Origin of the sequence: Mumia sp. zg.B21, from assembly GCF_019550855.1 — a bacterium.
Taxonomy (GTDB): domain Bacteria; phylum Actinomycetota; class Actinomycetes; order Propionibacteriales; family Nocardioidaceae; genus Mumia.
This window is the reverse complement of sequence record NZ_JAHWCJ010000001.1, coordinates 1,371,801-1,389,452: the sequence shown is the minus strand read 5'-3', so window position 1 is coordinate 1,389,452 and position 17,652 is coordinate 1,371,801. Positions and strand designations below refer to the sequence as shown.

Sequence of the window (17,652 nt, the reverse complement as noted above, 5' to 3'; positions counted from 1 at the left end):
ATGACCTGGACCTCCGACGTGCTCGACCTCGGCCGGGTGATCGGCGGTGACCGCGTCACCGCCACCGAGGAGCTCGGGGGGCTCGCGCTGACCGTCCCCTCGGGGTGGTGGCGATCGATCGTGCTCGCGCTGCGAGACCGCGCGGGGTGCCACTACTTCGACTGGCTCAGCGCGGTCGACGAGGCGGGTGGCCCGAGCCCGTACGCGGACGAGCCCGAGCTCGCCGGCGGCCTGCGGGTGGTGTGCCACCTGGTGGCGCTGTCGCCCGGTGTCGGCCGCACGGCGGTGCGGGACGTCCTGGTCCAGACCACCGTGCCGCGCGCGGACCCGGTCCTCGACTCGCTGGTCGGCGCGTACGCCGGTGCCGCCTGGCACGAGCGCGAGACCCACGAGATGTTCGGCATCGACTTCCGTGACGGTGTCGCCCTCGAGACGCTCCTGCTGCCTGACGCCTTCGAGGGCCACCCGTTGCGCAAGGAGTTCGTGCTCGCCTCCCGGGTGGTCAAGCCGTGGCCGGGCGCCAAGGAGCCCGGCGAGTCCGACCACGACGTGTCGGCGGCCGAGTCGTCGCCAGGGCGTCGCCGGACCCGTCCTCCCGGTGTGCCGGACCCCGAGCAGTGGGGGCCGAGGCCGCCGGGCACCCCCACGCCCGATCCCCTCGCTCACGCGACCGCAGGCCCGGCGGCCGGTGCTTCCCGCCCACGCCGCTCCCGCCGAGCGACACCTCCGCCGGCGGCCGAGGACGGTGGCACCGATGGCTGAGGTCCTCGACGTGGCGCTGCGGTGCGTGGTCGTGCTCGCTGCGTTCCTCGTGCTCCCGCTGGCGGTCGGGCAGCTCGAGCACAAGACGATGGCGCACATGCAGTCGCGGGTCGGACCGATGTACGCCGGTGGCTTCCACGGATGGGCCCAGCTGGTCGCCGACGGTGTGAAGTTCGTCCAGAAGGAGGAGGTGACCCCGAGCGCCGCAGACCGACCGGTGTTCGCGCTGGCACCCGGTGTCGCGCTCGTCCCGTACCTGGTGGTGCTGTTCGTGATCCCGCTCGGGCCGAGCGCGGTGGGGGCCGACCTCGACCTGGGCCTCTTCTTCGCCCTCGCGGTGATGAGCATCGGCGTGCTCGGCACCCTCATGGGCGGCTGGGCGAGCGCCAACAAGTACTCCCTGCTCGGTGGGCTCCGGACCGCCTCCCAGCTGATGAGCTATGAGCTCCCGATGGTGCTCGCGGCGGTGTCGGCGGCGATGATGGCCGGCTCCCTGTCGCTCGTCGGCATCGCCCAGGCCTGGGAGTGGTCCTGGCTGCTGTGGCAGCTGCCGGCTCTGGTGGTCTTCGTCGTCGCGGGGCTCGCCGAGCTCCAGCGGCCGCCGTTCGACATGCCGATCGCCGACGCGGAGCTCGTCCTCGGGCCCTACACCGAGTACGGAGGCATGCGGTTCGCGATGTTCCTGCTCGCCGAGTACGCCGGGATCGTCGTGCTCTCCGCGCTCACGGCGACCCTGTTCCTCGGCGGGTGGCGAGGACCGTCCTCGGACGAGCTCGGCTGGTTGTGGGTCCTTCTCAAGACGATGGTGGTGGCATTCCTCGTGGTGTGGTTCCGGGTCGCGTGGCCGCGGATGCGTGAGGACCAGCTCAATGCGCTGGCGTGGAAGATCCTGGTCCCGCTCGCCCTCGGGCAGCTCGCTCTGACGACGGTGGTGGTCCTGGCATGAGCGGCGTGCGACGTGCGGTGACGGGGAGCGGCCTCGTGCGGGGCCTGAGGGTGACGTGGCACAACCTGACCCGACGGGCGGTCACCCAGCAGTACCCCGACGTGCTCCCGGCCCTGCCGCCCCGCAGCCGAGGGGTGATCGCGCTGCAGGAGGAGAACTGCACCTCGTGCATGCTCTGCGCCCGCGAGTGCCCGGCGTGGTGCATCTACATCGACTCGCACAAGGAGACGGCGCCTCCGGTCAACGAGGGCGGGCGTGAGCGCTCGTTCAACGTGCTCGACCGGTTCGACATCGACTACTCGCTCTGCATGTACTGCGGCATCTGCGTCGAGGTCTGCCCCTTCGACGCGCTGCACTGGTCGCCCGAGTTCGAGTACGCCGAGCTCGACATCCGTGACCTGACGCACGACAAGGAGCGACTGCGCGAGTGGATGTGGACCGTACCGCCGCCGCAGCCGCTCGACCCTGCGGCGGAGCAGCCCAAGGAGATCGGTGTGGCGGAGAAGGCGGCCCACCGTGAGGCCGCGAGGCTCGAGGCGGACAAGGTGGCAGAGCGCGAAGCCGAGCCTGGCGCATGACCGCGGTGACGGTGGTGTTCGCCGCCCTGGGCGTGGTGACCCTCGTGTCGGCGTTCCTCGTGGTCACCAGCGACCAGATCGTGCACGCGGCGCTGTGGCTCGTGGTGACCCTCGGGGCAGTCGCCGGCCTCTACATCCTCCTGGCGGCCGAGCTGGTCGCCTGGGTGCAGGTGCTGATCTACATCGGCTCGGTGGTCGTGCTGCTGCTGTTCGCCCTGATGCTCACGCGGGCGCCCTCAGGTCCGGGCTCGGCGACGGCGACCCGCAACCAGCCGCTCGCCGCCGTGGTCGCGGGCGCGGTCACGGTCGGGCTCGGGGCCGTCGTGTGGGCGGGCTTCGGCGGTGAGGTGATCGACGAGGACGAGATCCGGATCGGCACGGCCGAGCGGCTCGGCGACGCCCTCTTCCGGACCTGGGTGCTTCCGTTCGAGGTGCTGTCGGTGGTGCTCCTCGCCGCGCTCGTCGGCGCGATCGTGCTGACGCGCAAGGGGGCGCGCTGATGTCGCTGATGCTGCCCCTGACCGTCTCCTGCGGTCTCTTCGGTCTCGGGATCTATGCCGTCCTCGCCCGGCGGCACGCCGTCATGGTCCTGCTCGGGGTGGAGCTGATGCTCAACGCGGTCAGCCTCAACCTCGTGGCGTTCGACACCTGGTGGGCCGACACGCTGCACACGGGACAGTCGCTGACCCTGTTCGTGATCGCGCTGGCCGCCGCCGAGATCGGTCTTGGGCTGGCGATCGTCCTCGCGCTCTTCCGGGCGGTCGGCAACGCCGACGTCGACGCTCAGGAGCCACCGGCCAGCATGCTCGCCGAGGGCGGTGACGAGCTGTGACCCGTCGCTACTCGTCGTCAGCGGTCGCGATCACTGCGGTTCTCGCGCTCTGCGCCGCGATCGTGGCATTCCCGCGTCTGGGTGACCGCACCGGACCGTACGGCTCGCCGGCCGGCGAGCGGACGACCCTGGTCGACGGCGGTGACCTGCTCGGAGTTTCGGTGACGTTCTACGTCGACCACCTGAGCGCCGTGATGCTGCTGCTCGCGGCCGGGGTCGGCCTGATGGTGCAGGTCTACTCGGTGGCCTATCTCGCCGGAGACCCCCGCTACCGCTCGTACACGACGATCATCCAGCTGTTCCTCGTTGCCATGGCGACCGTGGTGGTCGCCGACAACCTGTGGCTGCTCCTCGTCGGGTGGGAGGTGATGGGCCTCTGCTCGTACCTGCTGATCAGCCACCACTGGGAGCTCGCGCCCGCCCGGGCCGGTGCGGTGAAGGCGTTCCTGCTCACACGCGTCGGCGACCTCGGTCTGCTGGTCGGCATCTTCGCGATCGGGCACACCTTCGGCACGTACGAGATCAGCGAGGTCCTCGCAGCGATGGCGTCGTCGGACGCCCCTGCGGGCCTGACCGCGATCGGACTCCTGATCGTCGTCGCCGTGGTCGGCAAGTCGGCCCAGTTCCCGCTGCACACGTGGTTGGCCGACGCGATGCCGGGCCCGACGCCGATCAGCGCGCTCATCCATGCCGCGACCATGGTCGCGGCCGGTGTCTTCCTCGTCGCCCGGCTGTACCCGGTGATGGCGGAGTCGGCGGTGACGATGACGGTCCTCGCGGTGGTCGCCTGCGTCACGATGCTCCTCGCCGCGCTGCTGGCGCTGACCTCGGGCGACCTCAAGCGGGTGCTCGCGTGGTCGACGGTGAGCCAGCTGGCCTACATGTTCGCCGCCCTCGCCGTCGGCGGCTACGACGCCGGCATCGACCACCTGCTGTCCCACGGCGCGTTCAAGGCGCTGCTCTTCCTCGTCGCGGGCTCGGTGGCCCACGTGATCGGCTCGACGGCGCTGCGCGACATGGGCGGACTGCGCGGAGCCATGCCGTGGACGTTCGCCACGGGGACGATCGGCTTCGCCGCGCTCGCCGGCGTCGTGCCGACGGTCGGGTTCTTCAGCAAGGACGCCGTGCTCGAGTCGGCCTGGCACGCCGTGGGCCACGAGTCTCCGGTGTCGGCGGGGGTCGCGGCCGTGGTGCTGGCGGTCGGGCTGGTGACGGCGGCGGTGACGGTCGTGTACGCCTTCCGCGCCTGGTGGATGACGTTCATGGGAGGCGACGGCGCGACGGTCACCGGCGCTGGGGCCACCGGCGCTGGGGCGGCCCGCGCGCAAGCACTCCGGGAGGCGCCGCCCCTCATGGTCGGGCCTCTGGTGCTCCTCGCGGCGGCGACGCTGCTGCTGAGTCTCGCGATGCCGTTCGACCTGCTCATGGGTCTCGTGACCACGCTGGTCGTCGCGGGGGCAGGGTGGCTCGCGTACCAGGCGCTCGCCGCGGGGCGCGACCCTGCCGACCTGCTCGGACCGGCCAGGCCGGCGTTCACGCGAGAGCTCGGGTGGGACGTCGGCTACGACGGTGCGGGGGTCGCCGCTCGAGAGGCGGGCGACCTGGTCGTGGCCACCGACCGTGACGTCATCGGCTTCTACCCGCGGGCCGTGGCCTGGCTGAGCGTGCAGCTCTCCCGCGTCTTGACCCGGAGCCAGACGGGCAACGCGCAGATCTACGTCACCGTGCTCGCCGTCGGCGTGCTCCTCGCGACCCTGCTGGTGGTGGTCCGATGAACGGCCTGGTGGTCGCCCTCGCCGTCCCCGCGGTCGCGGCCCTCCTGCTGGTCGTCGCGCGGAGCCTGGTCACCGACCTGGTCGCCGCCCGCGTCGGCACCGCCACGTCGCTGGTCGTCGCGGTGCTGCTCCTCGTGACCTGGATCGGCCACGACGGCGACGGCTACGCCGCCGAGATCGACCTCGTCTGGGTCCGTGCGCTGGGGATCCACCTGCACCTCGGGATGGACGGCATCTCGTTCCCTCTCCTGCTGATGACGGCGTTGATCTCGGCGCTGGTGTGCTGGGCGCTGGTCGACCACCCGCCGGCGGGGGACAACGCGACACCCGGTCTGGTCGGCCTGGTGATGGTGGTGCTGACGGCGGCCGTCGGCGTCTTCGCGGCGCTCGACCTCCTGCTGTTCTTCGTGTTCTTCGAGCTCGCGCTGATCCCGATGTGGTTCGTCATCGCCCGCTGGGGCGACCCGCACGACCCGGTCGGGCGCCGGACCGCGGCGACGCGGTTCCTCCTCTACACGGTCGTCGGCTCCGCGTTCATGCTCGTCGGCTTCGTGACCGTCTGGGCGCTGACCGGCACCCTGCAGATCCCGGAGCTGGCCGAGCGGGGCGACGTCCTCGACGGCGGGTGGGCGCTGTTCGCCGCCTGCACGATCGCGCTGGGGCTCGCGGTCAAGACGCCGATCTGGCCGCTGCACCTGTGGCTGCCCGACGCCCACGCCAAGGCGCCGACCGTGGGCTCGGTCCTGCTGGCGGCCGTCTTCCTCAAGCTCGGGACGTACGGGCTGCTGCGTGTCCTCGTCTCCGTCCTGCCCGGACCCGCGCGCGACCTGGCGCCGTGGCTGGGCGCTCTCGGGGTCGTCGGCATCGTCGTCGCCGCCCTCGCCTGCCTGCGCCAGACCGACCTCAAGCGGCTGATCGCCTATTCCAGCGTCGGGCACATGGGCTTCGTGGTCCTCGGCATCGCGACGCTGACCGAGATCGGCGTCGCCGCCGCGGTGTTCGCGAGCGTGGCGCACGGGCTCGTGACCGGGCTGCTGTTCTTCAACGCCGGATCCCTCAAGCGGCGCTTCGGGACGGCGGAGATCGCGGTGCTCGGGCGCGGCCTGTACGCCCGGATGCCGGCGCTCGCGGTGGTCCTGGGCTTCGCCTGCTTCGCCAGCCTCGGTCTCCCCGGTCTCGCCGGGTTCTGGGGCGAGATGATGGCGCTGCGCGGGGCGTACGAGGCCTCCGCCGGTGCCGGTGATGCCGGGCTGGGGCCGGCACTGGCGGCCGTCCTCCTCGTCGGCGCGCTGCTCGGCGTCCTGCTCACCTCCGCCTACTTCCTACGGATAGTCCGCCGTACGCTCCAGGGCGTGCCGACGCCGCACGAGCACGACCTCGACCTCGACGGGTCCGAGCGGGGGATCGCGGCGGTCCTGGTGGTGGCGGTGCTGCTGCTCGGGCTCGCGCCCGGGATCGTGATGGGTGTCGTCGAGCCGAGCATCCCGGCCATCCTGGGAGGCGCCCGATGACCGGCTCACAGCTCATCGACTGGTCGTCGGCGGGAGTGCCGCTGCTGGTCGCCGCCGGGGCGATCGTGGCGCTGGTCGTCGATGCGTTCTGGCCGGGCGGCCGATGGCGACGCGCCGGGACGATCGCCGTGGCGTCGCTGGCCGCGGCCGGCTCGTGGTTGGCGTCGACCGGGTCGACGGGGCCGATCGTCGCCGGGTTCTCGTGGGTGATCCTGCTGTCCGCCCTTGCGGTCGTGGTCCTCGCGCAGGTCCTGGAGGACGACGCCACGATGCCGGCGGGCGAGTCGGTCTTCCTCATGCTCTGTGCGACGGCGGGGGCGCTGACCCTGGCGTCGGCGAGCGACTTCGTCACGCTCGTCGTGGCGCTGGAGCTCCTCTCTCTCCCGTCGATCGCGCTGGTCGCCATGCAGCGCGACCGGCGTGAGGCGGTCTCCTCGGCCTGGACGTTCTTCCTCGCGTCGGCCACCGCGACCGCGGTGACGCTCATGGGGCTGTCGCTGCTCTACGGGCTCACCGGCACGCTCACCTACGAGGGCGTGCTGGTCGGTCTCCAGGCCGAGCGCGCACCGCTGCGGGTCGTCACCGCCGTCGTGGTCCTGGTGCTGATCGGCCTGGTGTTCAAGGTCGGCGCCGTTCCCTTCCACCTGTGGATCCCCGACGCCTACCGGGGCGCGACGGTGCCGGTGGCGGCGTTCCTCTCGGTGGTGTCCAAGGGTGGCGCGCTCGCCGGCCTGCTCGTGGTGCTCGCCTATCCGTTCGTGGCTCTCCAACCGCGGTGGGACGTCTTCATCGCCGTCGTGGCGGCGCTGTCGATGACGGTCGGCAACCTCGGCGCGCTCGCGCAGCGCGACATCGTCGGGATGCTGGCGTGGTCGTCCGTCGCGCAGGGCGGGTTCGTCCTCGCCCCGCTGGTCGCGGTCGCCGTCGGCTCGGACCTCGTGCTCACGGCCCCGCTTCGCTACCTCGCGGTCTACGCCGTCGCCAACCTCACCGTCTTCGCCGTCGCGGCGGTCGGCGTACGCCGGCTCGGCGGCACCTCGTACGCCCACTACACCGGGGTCGCCCGGCGTGATCCTCTTCTCGGGGTGGCCCTGCTGATGGGCCTGCTCGCGCTGGCGGGCTTCCCGCCGGCGGTGATCGGGCTGGTCGCCAAGTACGTCGTGCTCCAGCCGGTGATCGTGAGCGGGTACGGGTGGCTGGCCGCGGTCATGGCCGTCAACGTCGCGTTGGGGCTCGTCTACTACCTCCGGCTGGCCGTGGTCGCGTTCGCGCCGGCGAGCCGGGTGCTGCGGAGCGAGGTCGCCGCGTCCGGCGCCACCGTCCGCGAAGGTCGGGGGACGGCGATCGCGTACGCCGTGGTGGTGGTCGGCGTCGTCGCGCTCGTCGCCACCTCCGTCGCTCCGACGCTGCTTCTCGGCCCGCTTCCCTGACCCGGTCTCGGTGATCATGTCGAGAAGCGCGCGCCGGCTCCGTCCCTGGAGTGACGGCAGCGAGAACGCTGCCGCGGTTGAATGGAACAAGGAGACGACGATGGCGAAGTACCTGCTGCTCAAGCACTACCGGGGCGGACCGAAGCCGGAGCACGAGTTCGCGCCCATGGACCAGTGGACGCCGGACGAGGTGTCGGCGCACGTCGCGTTCATGGAGCACGTGGCCGACACGCTCGGTGAGCGTGGCGAGTACGTCGACGGTCAGGCGCTGTCGCCCGAGGGCACGTTCGTCCGCCACGACGGAGAGGGACGTCCGCCGGTGACCGACGGACCGTTCGCCGAGAGCAAGGACCTCATCGCCGGCTGGATGGTCATCGACGTCGATTCGGTCGAGCGGGCTCACGAGGCAGCAGCCTTCCTCTCGTCGGCCCCGGGTCCCCGCGGGGAGCCGATCAACGAGTGGATCGAGGTCCGGCCCTTCCTCGAGATGCCCCCCATGGTCACCGACTGAGCACGCCGCGGCTCATCGGACGGCATGTCGTGGACCGGCTTCTTCGGGACCTGATGCCGCAGGTGCTCGGTGTCCTCCTCCGCCGCGGCGCTGACTTCGCGTCGGGGGAGGACGCGGTGCAGGAGGCGATGATCGAGGCCGTACGCCGCTGGCCGGGGGAGTGGCCCGATGACCCGCGCGGCTGGCTGGTGACCGTCGCGTGGCGCAAGTATCTCGACACGGCCCGAGCGGCGTCGGCACGGCGCGCGCGGGAGGAGCGGGTGGTCGGCCACCGGCCGCCGGGGCCGACCGAGCAGACCGACGACACGCTGCGCCTGCTCTTCCTCTGCTGCCATCCGTCACTCTCGCCGGCCTCCGCGGTGGCGCTCACCCTGCGGGCGGTCGGCGGGCTCACCACGCGCCAGATCGCCGAGGCGTACCTCGTGCCCGAGGCGACGATGGCGCAGCGGATCAGCCGGGCCAAGCGGACGGTCGCCAAGGAGGGAGTCGGGCCGAGAGGTGACCTGCGCGCCGTGCTGAAGGTCCTCTACCTGATCTTCAACGAGGGCTACACCGGCGCGGTGGACCTGGCTGCCGAGGCGATCCGGCTCACGAGGATGCTGGCGCGGGCGACCGACGACCCGGAGGTGGCCGGCCTGCTCGCGCTGATGCTGCTGCACCATGCGCGTCGCGACGCGCGGTGGGCCGTGGACGGCTCGATCGTGCCGCTCGCCGAGCAGGACCGCTCGCGGTGGGACACGCGGCGGATCGCCGAAGGGGTCGACATCCTCCAGACCGCCCTCGCCCGTCAGCAGGTCGGCGAGTACCAGGCGCAGGCGGCGATCGCCGCGCTCCACTGCGACGCCGCGGCCGCCGACGAGACCGACTGGCCCCAGATCCTCCAGTGGTACGACGAGCTCCTCGAGCACACCACCTCACCGGTGGTCGCGATGAACCGCGCGGTCGCCGTCGGGGAGGTCCAGGGCCCCGCCGAGGGACTCCGTGCGCTGGACCGCGTGCCCGCCGAGGTTCCTCGGCGAGCGGCGGTGGCGGCCTGGCTGCACGAGCGCGCCGGAGACCGTACGGCCGCGGCGAGGCTCTACGCGGAGGCTGCGGCGGCCTCGACGAACGTGCCGGAGCGCGACCACCTGACCAGGCAGGCTGCCAGGCTCCGGCACGAGCCGCCTAGCGGTAGTTGACGAACTGCACGGCGAAGTCGAGGTCGGCGCCCTTGACCAGCGCGATGACCTCCTGGAGGTCGTCGCGCTTCTTGCTCGTGACGCGGAGCTCCTCGCCCTGGATCTGCACCTTGACGCCCTTCGGGCCCTCGTCGCGGATCAGCTTGGACACCTTCTTGGCCTGCTCCTGGCTGATGCCCTCGGAGAAGGTGCCGTTGATCACCGACTCCTTGCCGGACTGCTTGGGGTCGCCGGCCTCCAGCGTCTTGAGCGAGACGCCGCGCTTGACGAGCTTGTCCTTGAGGACGTCGAGGACGGCCAGGGCGCGCTCGTCGGCGTTCGCCTTGATGACGAGACCTGTCGGCCCGCTCTTCTCGATCGAGGCCCCGGTGTTCTTGAAGTCGTATCGGGTCGCGATCTCGCGCGCGGCCTGGTTGATCGCGTTGTCGATCTCGGCGTGGTCGAGCTTGCTCACGATGTCGAACGACGAGTCCGCGGCCATGGTGATCCTCTCCGTCGGGGTCCCGGTCACCCGGTTTCGGGCGCGCAGGAGTGCTGCGTTAAAGTCGTGCTGTTGCTCGGACAGAGTAACGAACCCCGGCAGGTTGCCCGAGCGGCCAAAGGGAGCTGACTGTAAATCAGCCGGCATTGCCTACAGAGGTTCGAATCCTCTACCTGCCACCCTCACGGGCACCCAGGCCCCCGCCTCAGGCGGGGGCCTGAGTCGTTCCCGTGCCTCGACATCGGTGGACGACGGGCAGCTCAGCTCACAGGCGCGCCGCCGCGCGCACCAGGCCCGCCACGCCCGATGATGTGCTGTGAGGCGGCCACGCGATGACGGTCGTGACCTGAGGGGCGTCCGAGACCGGGACGACAGCCAGCCCGTCGTGGAGACCGGCGGTGGCCGACTCGGGCAGCATGATCGCAGTGCGGCCCAGCCGCACCAGCTGCAGAACCTGCGTCAGGTCGCGGAGCTCAGGGCCGGGACCGGCGGGGTAGGTGCCGCGGAGATCGGGCCAGCGCGGCAGCGGGAGGTCGGCGATGGAGCCGGCCTCGGCGACGGTCACGGAGTTCTGGGCGCTCGCGGGGTGGCCGGCCGGCAGGACGAGCACCTGCTCCTCGACCGTGAGCGTGTCCACGTCGAACCCGCTCACGCCGTCGAACGGTCGGTGCAGGATCGCGACATCGGCGCGCCCGTCGCGCAGCATGAGGCTTTGATGCCCCGGTGGGCTCAGCACCACGTCGACGTCGACGGCACCGGGCTCGGCGGCGTAGGCATCGAGCAGCTTGGCCATCAGCTCGCTCGACGCGCCTGCCTTGGCGGTGAGCACCACCGAGGCCCGGCCGTTCGCCTCGACGGTTCGGCGGGTGCGTCGCTCCGCTGCCTCGACGGCTGCCAGCGCGGCCCGGCCCTCGAGCAGCAGGGTCTCCCCGGCGCTCGTGAGGGTCACCCCGCGCGGCGTACGGACGAAGAGGTCGGCGCCCAGGCGTCGCTCGAGCCGGGCGATCGCGCGCGACAGCGGCGGCTGCGCCATCCCGAGGCGGGTGGCCGCCCGACCGACGTGCGACTCCTCGGCGACGGCGATGAAGTAGCGAAGCTCACGGGTTTCCACCTCGTCGAGATTACGCGGCTCACCAGGCGTCATACCGCGGCAGTATCGGCCCCGACCGGATCGGTCTTGGATATCGACGACGTCGCGAGCACACGATCGAGGCATGCCAGAGAACAGCAACGAGAACAGCAACGAGAACAAGAGAACAGCGCTGGTCACCGGCGCCAACAAGGGGATCGGCTACGAGATCGCCGCGGGTCTGGCCCGCCTCGGGTTCCGCGTCGGCGTCGGCGCACGGGACGCGGTCCGGCGCGCCGACGCCGTGGACAAGCTTCGGGCTGACGGGCTCGACGTGTTCGGCGTCCCCCTCGACGTGACCGACGATGTCAGCGTCGCGGCCGCGGCTGCGCAGCTTCAAGCGCGAGGTGGGCTCGACGTACTCGTCAACAACGCCGCCATCACCGGGGGCATGCCGCAGGATCCCAGCAAGGTCAGCGCCGAGCAGGTGCTGTCGGTGGTCGACACCAACGTGGTCGGCGTCATCCGGGTCACCAACGCGGTGCTGCCGATGCTGCGTCGGGCGACGTCGCCACGCATCGTCAACGTGTCGAGCACGGTCGGCTCCCTCACTCTGCAGACCGCGCAAGCCGCCGCGGTCGGCCCGGTCTCGGCGGTCTACTCGCCGACCAAGTCCTACCTCAACGCCGTGACGGTCCAGTACGCCAAGGAGCTCGCCGGCACCGGGATCCTGGTCAACGCGGGGTGCCCGGGCTTCGTCGCGACCGACCTCAACGGCCACCAGGGGACCCGTACGCCCGAGCAGGGTGCGGCGGTCTTCCTCGCGCTGGCGACGCTGCCCGACAGTGGCCCGACCGGCACCTTCCGTGACGAGGACGGCATCCAGCCCTGGTGAGGCGGACGCCTCAGCGCAGGGCGGCGAGCACGTCGGAGGTGAACGCGCCGGGCGTCAGCGCGTCCGGGTCCTGCGGTGCGGCTCCCATCCGTACGGCGACGATCCGCTCGGACGGGACGACGGCCACGACCTGCTTGCCGAGCCCGAGCGCCCAGAAGGCGTCGGCGGGTGCTCCCGGAGCCAGGCGCCCGCCCTTGCGGGTCGCCGCCCCTCCCTGGCGGTCCGCGCCGGGATCGGTGGCCGTCAGCGCACCGAGCACGGGTCCCTTGCGGTTGACCCACCACAGCAGCCCGTACGCCGCGTTGAGCGGCGAGGAGGACCTGCCCGTCGCCTGCCCCACGTAGTCCTCCGAGACCACCTGGGTCGCGCCCCACCGGCCGTCGCGCATCGTCAGGAGCCCGAGGCGGGCGAGGTCCAGGCAGGAGGCGTTCACGCCCGAGAACATGGTGGTGTTGCCCGAGGGGTCCTCGCCCCAGAAGGTCCTCGACATCGTGAGCGGGTCGAGCAGCTTCTCTCTCGCGTACGCGGCGGGCTTCGTCCCCGTCGCCTTCGTCAGGACCTCGTCCAGGGTCTGGATCGCCGCGTTGTTGTAGCGCCAGACCCTTCCGGGCCGCGCGTCCTGGGTGAGCCCGATCGCATACGCCGTCTTGTCGCGGGCCGCGAGCGCCAGCTGCTGGTAGTCGCTCACGAAGTCCCAGTGGCGGCCGGAGACGTTGGCGAGGAGGTCGCGGACCGTCACGCGCGCGGCGGGCGTTCCCTTCCACTCGGAGACGTAGTCCGACGCCCGGTCGTCGAGGTCGAGCAACCCCTCGTCCGCCGCGATCCCGACCAGCAACGACGTGAAGGACTTCGTCACGGAGAACGTGGGCCCCATGGAGTCGGCGGTGCTGTCGCCGAAGTACGCCTCGTGCACGACCTCCCCGTCGCGGGTGACCACGAAGCACGACGTGCCGTCGGCCTCGAGTCGTCGGTCGAGCGCCCGCAGGGCGGCCCCGTCGAAGCCCGCGGCGGCCGCGTCCGTCCGATCCCAGTCGGCGCCAGGGACGGTCGTGCCGCGCGCGGCCGGCGACGGTGAGCTCGTGGTGCGGGTGCCGCTCGTACCCTCGTCCTCGCGTGGGGAGCCGCCGCTCGCCGTGCACGCCGCGAGTGCCAGCGAGGCGGCAACCAGCGCGGCCGTACGTGCCCGGAACATGCCTCCATCGTCCCAGGCCGCATCAACGTCGCCGTGACCGAACTCACGCACCGGGACCACTCAGGTCATGGAGGGGACCCCCGGATTTCGGTTCCGGCGCGCGGCCGTGTATCTTTTCATCCGGTTCGCCGATCGCCCCTTTAGCTCAGTCGGCAGAGCGTCTCCATGGTAAGGAGAAGGTCTACGGTTCGATTCCGTAAAGGGGCTCTGAGTCTCACCCGCTCCCTCCGCTCGGTCCCGGCAGGGTGCGGGCGGACGTATGGCGGGGTAGCTCAGGTGGTTAGAGCACACGGCTCATAATCGTGGTGTCGCGGGTTCGAGTCCCGCCCCCGCTACAGAACAGACGACAGAAGCAGTTCCACCGAAGAAGAGGCAGACTCGTGGCCAGCAAGAGCTCTGACATCCGTCCCAAGATCACCTTGGCGTGCACCGAGTGCAAGCGACGCAACTACATCACCAAGAAGAACCGTCGCAACGATCCCGATCGCCTCGACCTCAAGAAGTTCTGCCCGCACGAGCGTCGTCACACGGTCCACCGCGAGACCCGCTGACCTTCGCCTGCGACGTCGCACGTCACACACTCCACTGGGGTCCCGCCTTCTCGGCGCGGACCCCGGTGTCATGTTGGGAGCCCCCTCGATGCGTGACCTGAACGTCCTCGCCCCACTGACGACGCTGCGGATCGGTGGGCCGGCCCGCGACATCGTCGAGGTGACCAGCGTCGACGATCTCGTCGACACCGTGCACGACCTCGACGAGGCCGGCGAGCCCGTCCTGCTGCTCGGCGGCGGGAGCAACGTCGTGGTCGCCGACGAGGGCTTCGACGGCACGGTCGTGCTCGTGCGCACCCAGGGCCTGGAGGCCGACGTCGACCCCTGCAGCGGAGCGACCTTGACCGTCGCGGCCGGTGAGGTGTGGGACGACTTCGTGGCCCACGCGGTCGCCGAGGAGTGGGTCGGTGTCGAGACGCTCTCCGGCATCCCCGGAAGGGTCGGCGCGACACCGATCCAGAACGTCGGCGCGTACGGGCAGGAGGTCTCGCAGACCATCGCCCGCGTCCGGACGTACGACCGCGTCGAGCAGCGGGTCGTCACCTGCGCGGCCGACGACTGCGGCTTCGGCTACCGCACGAGCCGCTTCAAGCAGGACCCTCACCGCTTCGTCGTCCTCGACGTGACCTTCCAGCTCCGTCTGGGGTCGTTGGCCGGACCGGTGCGGTACGCGGAGCTGGCTCGGGCCCTCGGCGTCGAGGTGGGCGAGCGGGTGCCGCTGCGCGACGTCCGCGAGGCCGTCCTCGCGCTGCGCGCCGCCAAGGGCATGGTGCTCGATCCCGACGACCACGACACGTGGAGCGCCGGGTCGTTCTTCACCAACCCGGTGCTCTCGGCCGAGGCAGCCGCGTCGTTGCCGGCGGGCGCCCCGCGCTTCGCCCAGCCCGACGGCCAGGTCAAGACCAGCGCCGCGTGGCTGATCGAGCACGCCGGCTTCGGCAAGGGCTACGGCACCACCGCGGCACGCGTCTCGGGCAAGCACACGCTGGCGCTCACCAACCGCGGGGGCGCCACGGGCTACGAGCTGCTGGCGCTGGCTCGCGAGATCCGCGACGGGGTCGAGGACGCGTTCGGTGTCCGCCTCCAGAACGAGCCCGTGCTCGTCGGCGCCGAGCTCTGAGCGGCGCCGGCTCCGGACGCCGCGAACGCCCTCAGGGCTGGTCCGGGGGAGCGGCGAGCCAGGCGTCGATCGCGGCCAGGGCCTGGTCGCGGAGCCCCGCGGGGGCGTACGAGCCCCGCAGCGACATGCGGGCGAGCTCGGCCAGCTCCTCGTCGCTGAAGTCCTGCGCCGCCCGGAGCGCGGCGTACTGACCGGCCAGACGGGATCCGAAGAGCAGCGGGTCGTCGGCGCCGAGAGCGACACCCACACCGGCCTGCATCAGCGTACGCACCGGCACCTCCTCGAAGGTGTCGTAGACGCCGAGAGCGACGTTGGACGACGGGCACACCTCCAGCGTGATGCCCGCCTCGGCCACGGCCGCCAGCACCGCAGGGTCCTCCACGCACCGCACGCCGTGCCCGATCCGGTCGGGGTGGAGGTGTTCCAGCACGGCGGTCACGCTCGCCGCGCCGCGCAGCTCGCCGCCGTGGGGCATGCTGCGCAGTCCTGCGCGCCGCGCGATGGCGAACGCCGGCGCGAACGCCGCGGTGTCGCCCCGACGCTCGTCGTTGGAGAGGCCGAAGCCGACGACGCCTCGTCCCGCGTACTGTCCCGCCAGCCTCGCCAGCGTGCGTGCGTCGAGCGGGTGCCGGGTGCGGTTCGACGCGATGACCACGGCCATCCCGATGCCGTACGTGGCGCTGGCCTCCTCGACCGAGGCGAGCACGAGGTCGGTGAACGCGGTGATCCCGCCGAAGAGCGTCGCGTAGCCGGAGGGGTCCACCTGGATCTCCGTCCACACCGAGCCCTCGGCCGCGTCGTCCTCGGCGACCTCGTGCACCAGCCGGCGTACGTCGTCGGGGGTCCGCAGCACCGACCGTGCCGTGTCGTACAGGCGCTGGAAGCGGAACCAGCCCTTCTCGTCGGTCGCGCGCAGCCGCGGAGGCCACTCCTCGACCAGCGCGGCCGGGAGGCGTACACCGTCGCGCTCGGCGAGCTCGACCAGCGTCCGGTGGCGCATGGAGCCGGTGAAGTGGAGGTGGAGGTGGGCCTTGGGGAGGCGGTCGATCGAGCGTGGCACGGGGTCAGTCCCGCCCGTCTGGTGTCCGGTCGGCGAGGGCCATGCGGTCATCGTGCCAGCCGGTTCGACTCGACGCCGGGCGACCCCGTACACTTGACGACCGGTGGATGTTTCCACTGTGTTGTCATGCCCTCCGGTCGCTGCAGGAGTGCAAGGCTGCGCGGTGGGAGCGATCATCGAAGGGCAGTAGCTCAACTGGCAGAGCATCGGTCTCCAAAACCGAAGGTTGGGGGTTCAAGTCCCTCCTGCCCTGCAACAATCGCCCGGTCCGTCCCGACGGCGGACCGATGACGGGCACCACGATCGAAGGGAAACGGTCACATGAGTGAGACGTCGAGTGCGTCGTCCGAGAGCACCCGCTCCGGCCGCACGTCTCCGGTGACCTTCTACCGACAGGTCGTCGCGGAGCTCCGCAAGGTCGTCTGGCCGACCCGTTCTCAGGTCGCCAACTACTTTGTCGTCGTGCTCTTCTTCGTGCTCGTCATGATGGCCATCGTGGCGGGCCTGGACTACGGCTTCGGCAAGCTGATGTTCTGGGTCTTCGTCTGACCTACGGGTCGATGTGGCCCCTGGGCCGTGAATCCGTGGGCCGAGAAGATACGAGGAAAGAGGCGCTGTGACCCAGCCTTACGACGAGAACGAGGGCGACGAGCTCCGCGACCTCATCGGCGAGGACGCACGCTCGCCGCTCAGCTTCGACGAGAACGACCTCGAGGATCAGGAGATCCAGGAGGGTATGGACGCGGCCGTCGACGCGCTCGAGGCCGACATCCCTCAGACCTTCGAGCCCTTCGCCGTCCGCTCGGAGGACGAGGGCGAGCCCGAGATTCCGGGCCCGGCCGAGGCTGCTGAGGCCGAGTTCGAGGGCGAGGCGTCGATCGATCCCGAGGTCGAGGACCAGATCGCCGAGACGTCGACCGACGGCGCCTACCTCGCCCAGGGTGAGGACGTGACCGAGGGCCTGGCCGCCGACGCCGCGATCGAGCGGGGCGCCACCGTCGATCCGGAGGCAGAGGCGCTGATCGCCGACGCTACGCTCGACGAGGAGGCGGCTGCCGCGGCGGCCGCGGACGCCGCCGACATCGAGGCGGAGACCGACGGCGAGCCCGAGCTCGAGGCCGTCGCGTCAGACCCCCTCGCGGAGTTCCGCGAGAAGCTCCACAGCCAGTTCGGCGACTGGTACGTCGTTCACACCTACTCCGGCATGGAGAACAGGGTGAAGTCGAACCTCGAGAACCGCACGACCTCCATGCACATGGAGGACTACATCTTCGAGATCGTCGTGCCGACCGAAGAGGTCGCCGAGATCAAGAACGGCCAGCGCAAGCTGGTCAAGCGCACCGTCCTCCCCGGCTACGTCCTGGTCCGCATGGACCTCACCGACGAGTCCTGGTCGACGGTCCGCAACACGCCGTCCGTCACCGGCTTCGTGGGCAACGCCCACCAGCCTGTGCCGCTGACCCTCGCCGAGGTGGAGAGCATGCTCGCTCCCGCCATCGAGGCGCAGGCCGCGGTCGAGCAGCCGGCAGCGGCCTCGTCGTCGGCGCAGGCGCAGGCGCCGAAGGTCGAGTTCACCGACTTCGCGGTCGGCGACTCGGTCATGGTCGTGGACGGTCCGTTCGCGACCCTGCACGCCACGATCACGGAGATGAACGTCGACGCCCAGCGAGTTCGGGCGCTCGTCGAGATCTTCGGTCGGGAGACCCCGGTCGAGCTCAGCTTCGCCCAGATCGAACGGGTCTGAGCGCCCGGTACGCTCGA

General features: G+C 71.2%; 19 protein-coding genes and 4 tRNA genes. 19 read left to right on the top strand and 4 right to left on the bottom strand.

What is annotated here, in order from left to right:
• The 10 genes from KV100_RS06870 (at nucleotide 1) to KV100_RS06825 (ending at nucleotide 9,523) form a co-directional block, all read left to right on the top strand.
• Complete coding sequence (locus tag KV100_RS06870; protein WP_220342109.1) at nucleotides 1–762, top strand: NADH-quinone oxidoreductase subunit C; 762 nt, start codon at nucleotides 1–3, stop codon at nucleotides 760–762.
• Nucleotides 755–1,708, top strand: coding sequence for an NADH-quinone oxidoreductase subunit NuoH (gene nuoH, locus KV100_RS06865; protein ID WP_220342108.1), 954 nt, complete (start codon nucleotides 755–757; stop codon nucleotides 1,706–1,708). The genes KV100_RS06870 and nuoH overlap by 8 nt, the downstream gene beginning before the upstream one ends.
• Nucleotides 1,705–2,286, top strand: coding sequence for an NADH-quinone oxidoreductase subunit I (locus KV100_RS20340; protein ID WP_220342107.1), 582 nt, complete (start codon nucleotides 1,705–1,707; stop codon nucleotides 2,284–2,286). The genes nuoH and KV100_RS20340 overlap by 4 nt, the downstream gene beginning before the upstream one ends.
• A complete protein-coding gene (locus tag KV100_RS06855) occupies nucleotides 2,283–2,786 on the top strand; it encodes an NADH-quinone oxidoreductase subunit J (protein WP_220342106.1) in 504 nt (167 codons plus the stop codon). Before KV100_RS20340 ends, KV100_RS06855 begins: the two co-directional genes overlap by 4 nt.
• Nucleotides 2,786–3,118, top strand: coding sequence for an NADH-quinone oxidoreductase subunit NuoK (gene nuoK, locus KV100_RS06850; protein ID WP_220342105.1), 333 nt, complete (start codon nucleotides 2,786–2,788; stop codon nucleotides 3,116–3,118). Before KV100_RS06855 ends, nuoK begins: the two co-directional genes overlap by 1 nt.
• On the top strand, nucleotides 3,115–4,893 hold the full coding sequence (locus KV100_RS06845; protein WP_220342104.1) for a proton-conducting transporter membrane subunit: 1,779 nt from the start codon (nucleotides 3,115–3,117) through the stop codon (nucleotides 4,891–4,893). The genes nuoK and KV100_RS06845 overlap by 4 nt, the downstream gene beginning before the upstream one ends.
• Nucleotides 4,890–6,404, top strand: coding sequence for a NuoM family protein (locus KV100_RS06840; protein WP_220342103.1), 1,515 nt, complete (start codon nucleotides 4,890–4,892; stop codon nucleotides 6,402–6,404). The genes KV100_RS06845 and KV100_RS06840 overlap by 4 nt, the downstream gene beginning before the upstream one ends.
• Complete coding sequence (locus KV100_RS06835) at nucleotides 6,401–7,834, top strand: NADH-quinone oxidoreductase subunit N (RefSeq protein WP_220342102.1); 1,434 nt, start codon at nucleotides 6,401–6,403, stop codon at nucleotides 7,832–7,834. The genes KV100_RS06840 and KV100_RS06835 overlap by 4 nt, the downstream gene beginning before the upstream one ends.
• A gap of 100 nt (nucleotides 7,835–7,934) precedes the next feature.
• A complete protein-coding gene (locus KV100_RS06830) occupies nucleotides 7,935–8,345 on the top strand; it encodes a YciI family protein (RefSeq protein ID WP_220342101.1) in 411 nt (136 codons plus the stop codon).
• Nucleotides 8,346–8,374: 29 nt separating this feature from the next.
• On the top strand, nucleotides 8,375–9,523 hold the full coding sequence (locus KV100_RS06825; protein WP_308291368.1) for a DUF6596 domain-containing protein: 1,149 nt from the start codon (nucleotides 8,375–8,377) through the stop codon (nucleotides 9,521–9,523).
• Here KV100_RS06825 and KV100_RS06820 read toward each other — a convergent pair.
• The gene (locus KV100_RS06820) at nucleotides 9,510–10,004 is read right to left on the bottom strand and encodes a YajQ family cyclic di-GMP-binding protein (protein WP_220342100.1); all 495 of its coding nucleotides are present in this window, start codon (nucleotides 10,002–10,004) and stop codon (nucleotides 9,510–9,512) included. The genes KV100_RS06825 and KV100_RS06820 overlap by 14 nt on opposite strands.
• Nucleotides 10,005–10,101: 97 nt before the next feature.
• Here KV100_RS06820 and KV100_RS06815 point away from each other — a divergent pair.
• Nucleotides 10,102–10,183, top strand: a tRNA-Tyr gene (locus KV100_RS06815).
• A gap of 86 nt (nucleotides 10,184–10,269) precedes the next feature.
• On the opposite strand, the gene KV100_RS06810 is transcribed toward KV100_RS06815, so the two are convergent.
• Nucleotides 10,270–11,115, bottom strand: coding sequence for a LysR family transcriptional regulator (locus tag KV100_RS06810; RefSeq protein WP_220342099.1), 846 nt, complete (start codon nucleotides 11,113–11,115; stop codon nucleotides 10,270–10,272).
• Between the two features lie 103 nt (nucleotides 11,116–11,218).
• Between KV100_RS06810 and KV100_RS06805 the strand changes: the two genes are divergently transcribed.
• A complete protein-coding gene (locus tag KV100_RS06805; RefSeq protein ID WP_220342098.1) occupies nucleotides 11,219–11,968 on the top strand; it encodes an SDR family NAD(P)-dependent oxidoreductase in 750 nt (249 codons plus the stop codon).
• 10 nt (nucleotides 11,969–11,978) lie between these two features.
• Here KV100_RS06805 and KV100_RS06800 read toward each other — a convergent pair whose 3' ends face one another.
• Nucleotides 11,979–13,160, bottom strand: a complete 1,182-nt coding sequence (locus KV100_RS06800) for a serine hydrolase (protein WP_220342097.1) — start codon at nucleotides 13,158–13,160, stop codon at nucleotides 11,979–11,981.
• A 134-nt stretch (nucleotides 13,161–13,294) separates the two neighbouring features.
• On the opposite strand from KV100_RS06800, the gene KV100_RS06795 reads away from it, so the two are divergent.
• The 4 genes from KV100_RS06795 (at nucleotide 13,295) to KV100_RS06780 (ending at nucleotide 14,831) form a co-directional block, all read left to right on the top strand.
• Nucleotides 13,295–13,367, top strand: a tRNA-Thr gene (locus KV100_RS06795).
• A gap of 54 nt (nucleotides 13,368–13,421) precedes the next feature.
• A tRNA-Met gene (locus KV100_RS06790) sits at nucleotides 13,422–13,495 on the top strand.
• Between the two features lie 45 nt (nucleotides 13,496–13,540).
• The gene (gene rpmG, locus KV100_RS06785) at nucleotides 13,541–13,711 is read left to right on the top strand and encodes a 50S ribosomal protein L33 (RefSeq protein ID WP_139088538.1); all 171 of its coding nucleotides are present in this window, start codon (nucleotides 13,541–13,543) and stop codon (nucleotides 13,709–13,711) included.
• A gap of 88 nt (nucleotides 13,712–13,799) precedes the next feature.
• Nucleotides 13,800–14,831, top strand: a complete 1,032-nt coding sequence (locus KV100_RS06780; RefSeq protein ID WP_220342096.1) for a UDP-N-acetylmuramate dehydrogenase — start codon at nucleotides 13,800–13,802, stop codon at nucleotides 14,829–14,831.
• Nucleotides 14,832–14,862: 31 nt separating this feature from the next.
• Here KV100_RS06780 and KV100_RS06775 read toward each other — a convergent pair whose 3' ends face one another.
• Complete coding sequence (locus KV100_RS06775; protein ID WP_308291367.1) at nucleotides 14,863–15,891, bottom strand: adenosine deaminase; 1,029 nt, start codon at nucleotides 15,889–15,891, stop codon at nucleotides 14,863–14,865.
• Between the two features lie 180 nt (nucleotides 15,892–16,071).
• Here KV100_RS06775 and KV100_RS06770 point away from each other — a divergent pair.
• The 3 genes from KV100_RS06770 to nusG all read left to right on the top strand — a co-directional run bounded on the left by KV100_RS06770 (nucleotide 16,072) and on the right by nusG (nucleotide 17,635).
• Nucleotides 16,072–16,144: transfer RNA gene (locus KV100_RS06770), tRNA-Trp, on the top strand.
• Between the two features lie 68 nt (nucleotides 16,145–16,212).
• Nucleotides 16,213–16,440, top strand: a complete 228-nt coding sequence (gene secE / locus KV100_RS06765; RefSeq protein WP_220342094.1) for a preprotein translocase subunit SecE — start codon at nucleotides 16,213–16,215, stop codon at nucleotides 16,438–16,440.
• Nucleotides 16,441–16,840: 400 nt separating this feature from the next.
• The gene (gene nusG / locus KV100_RS20085; protein WP_374106975.1) at nucleotides 16,841–17,635 is read left to right on the top strand and encodes a transcription termination/antitermination protein NusG; all 795 of its coding nucleotides are present in this window, start codon (nucleotides 16,841–16,843) and stop codon (nucleotides 17,633–17,635) included.
• The last annotated feature ends 17 nt before the right edge of the window (nucleotides 17,636–17,652 follow it).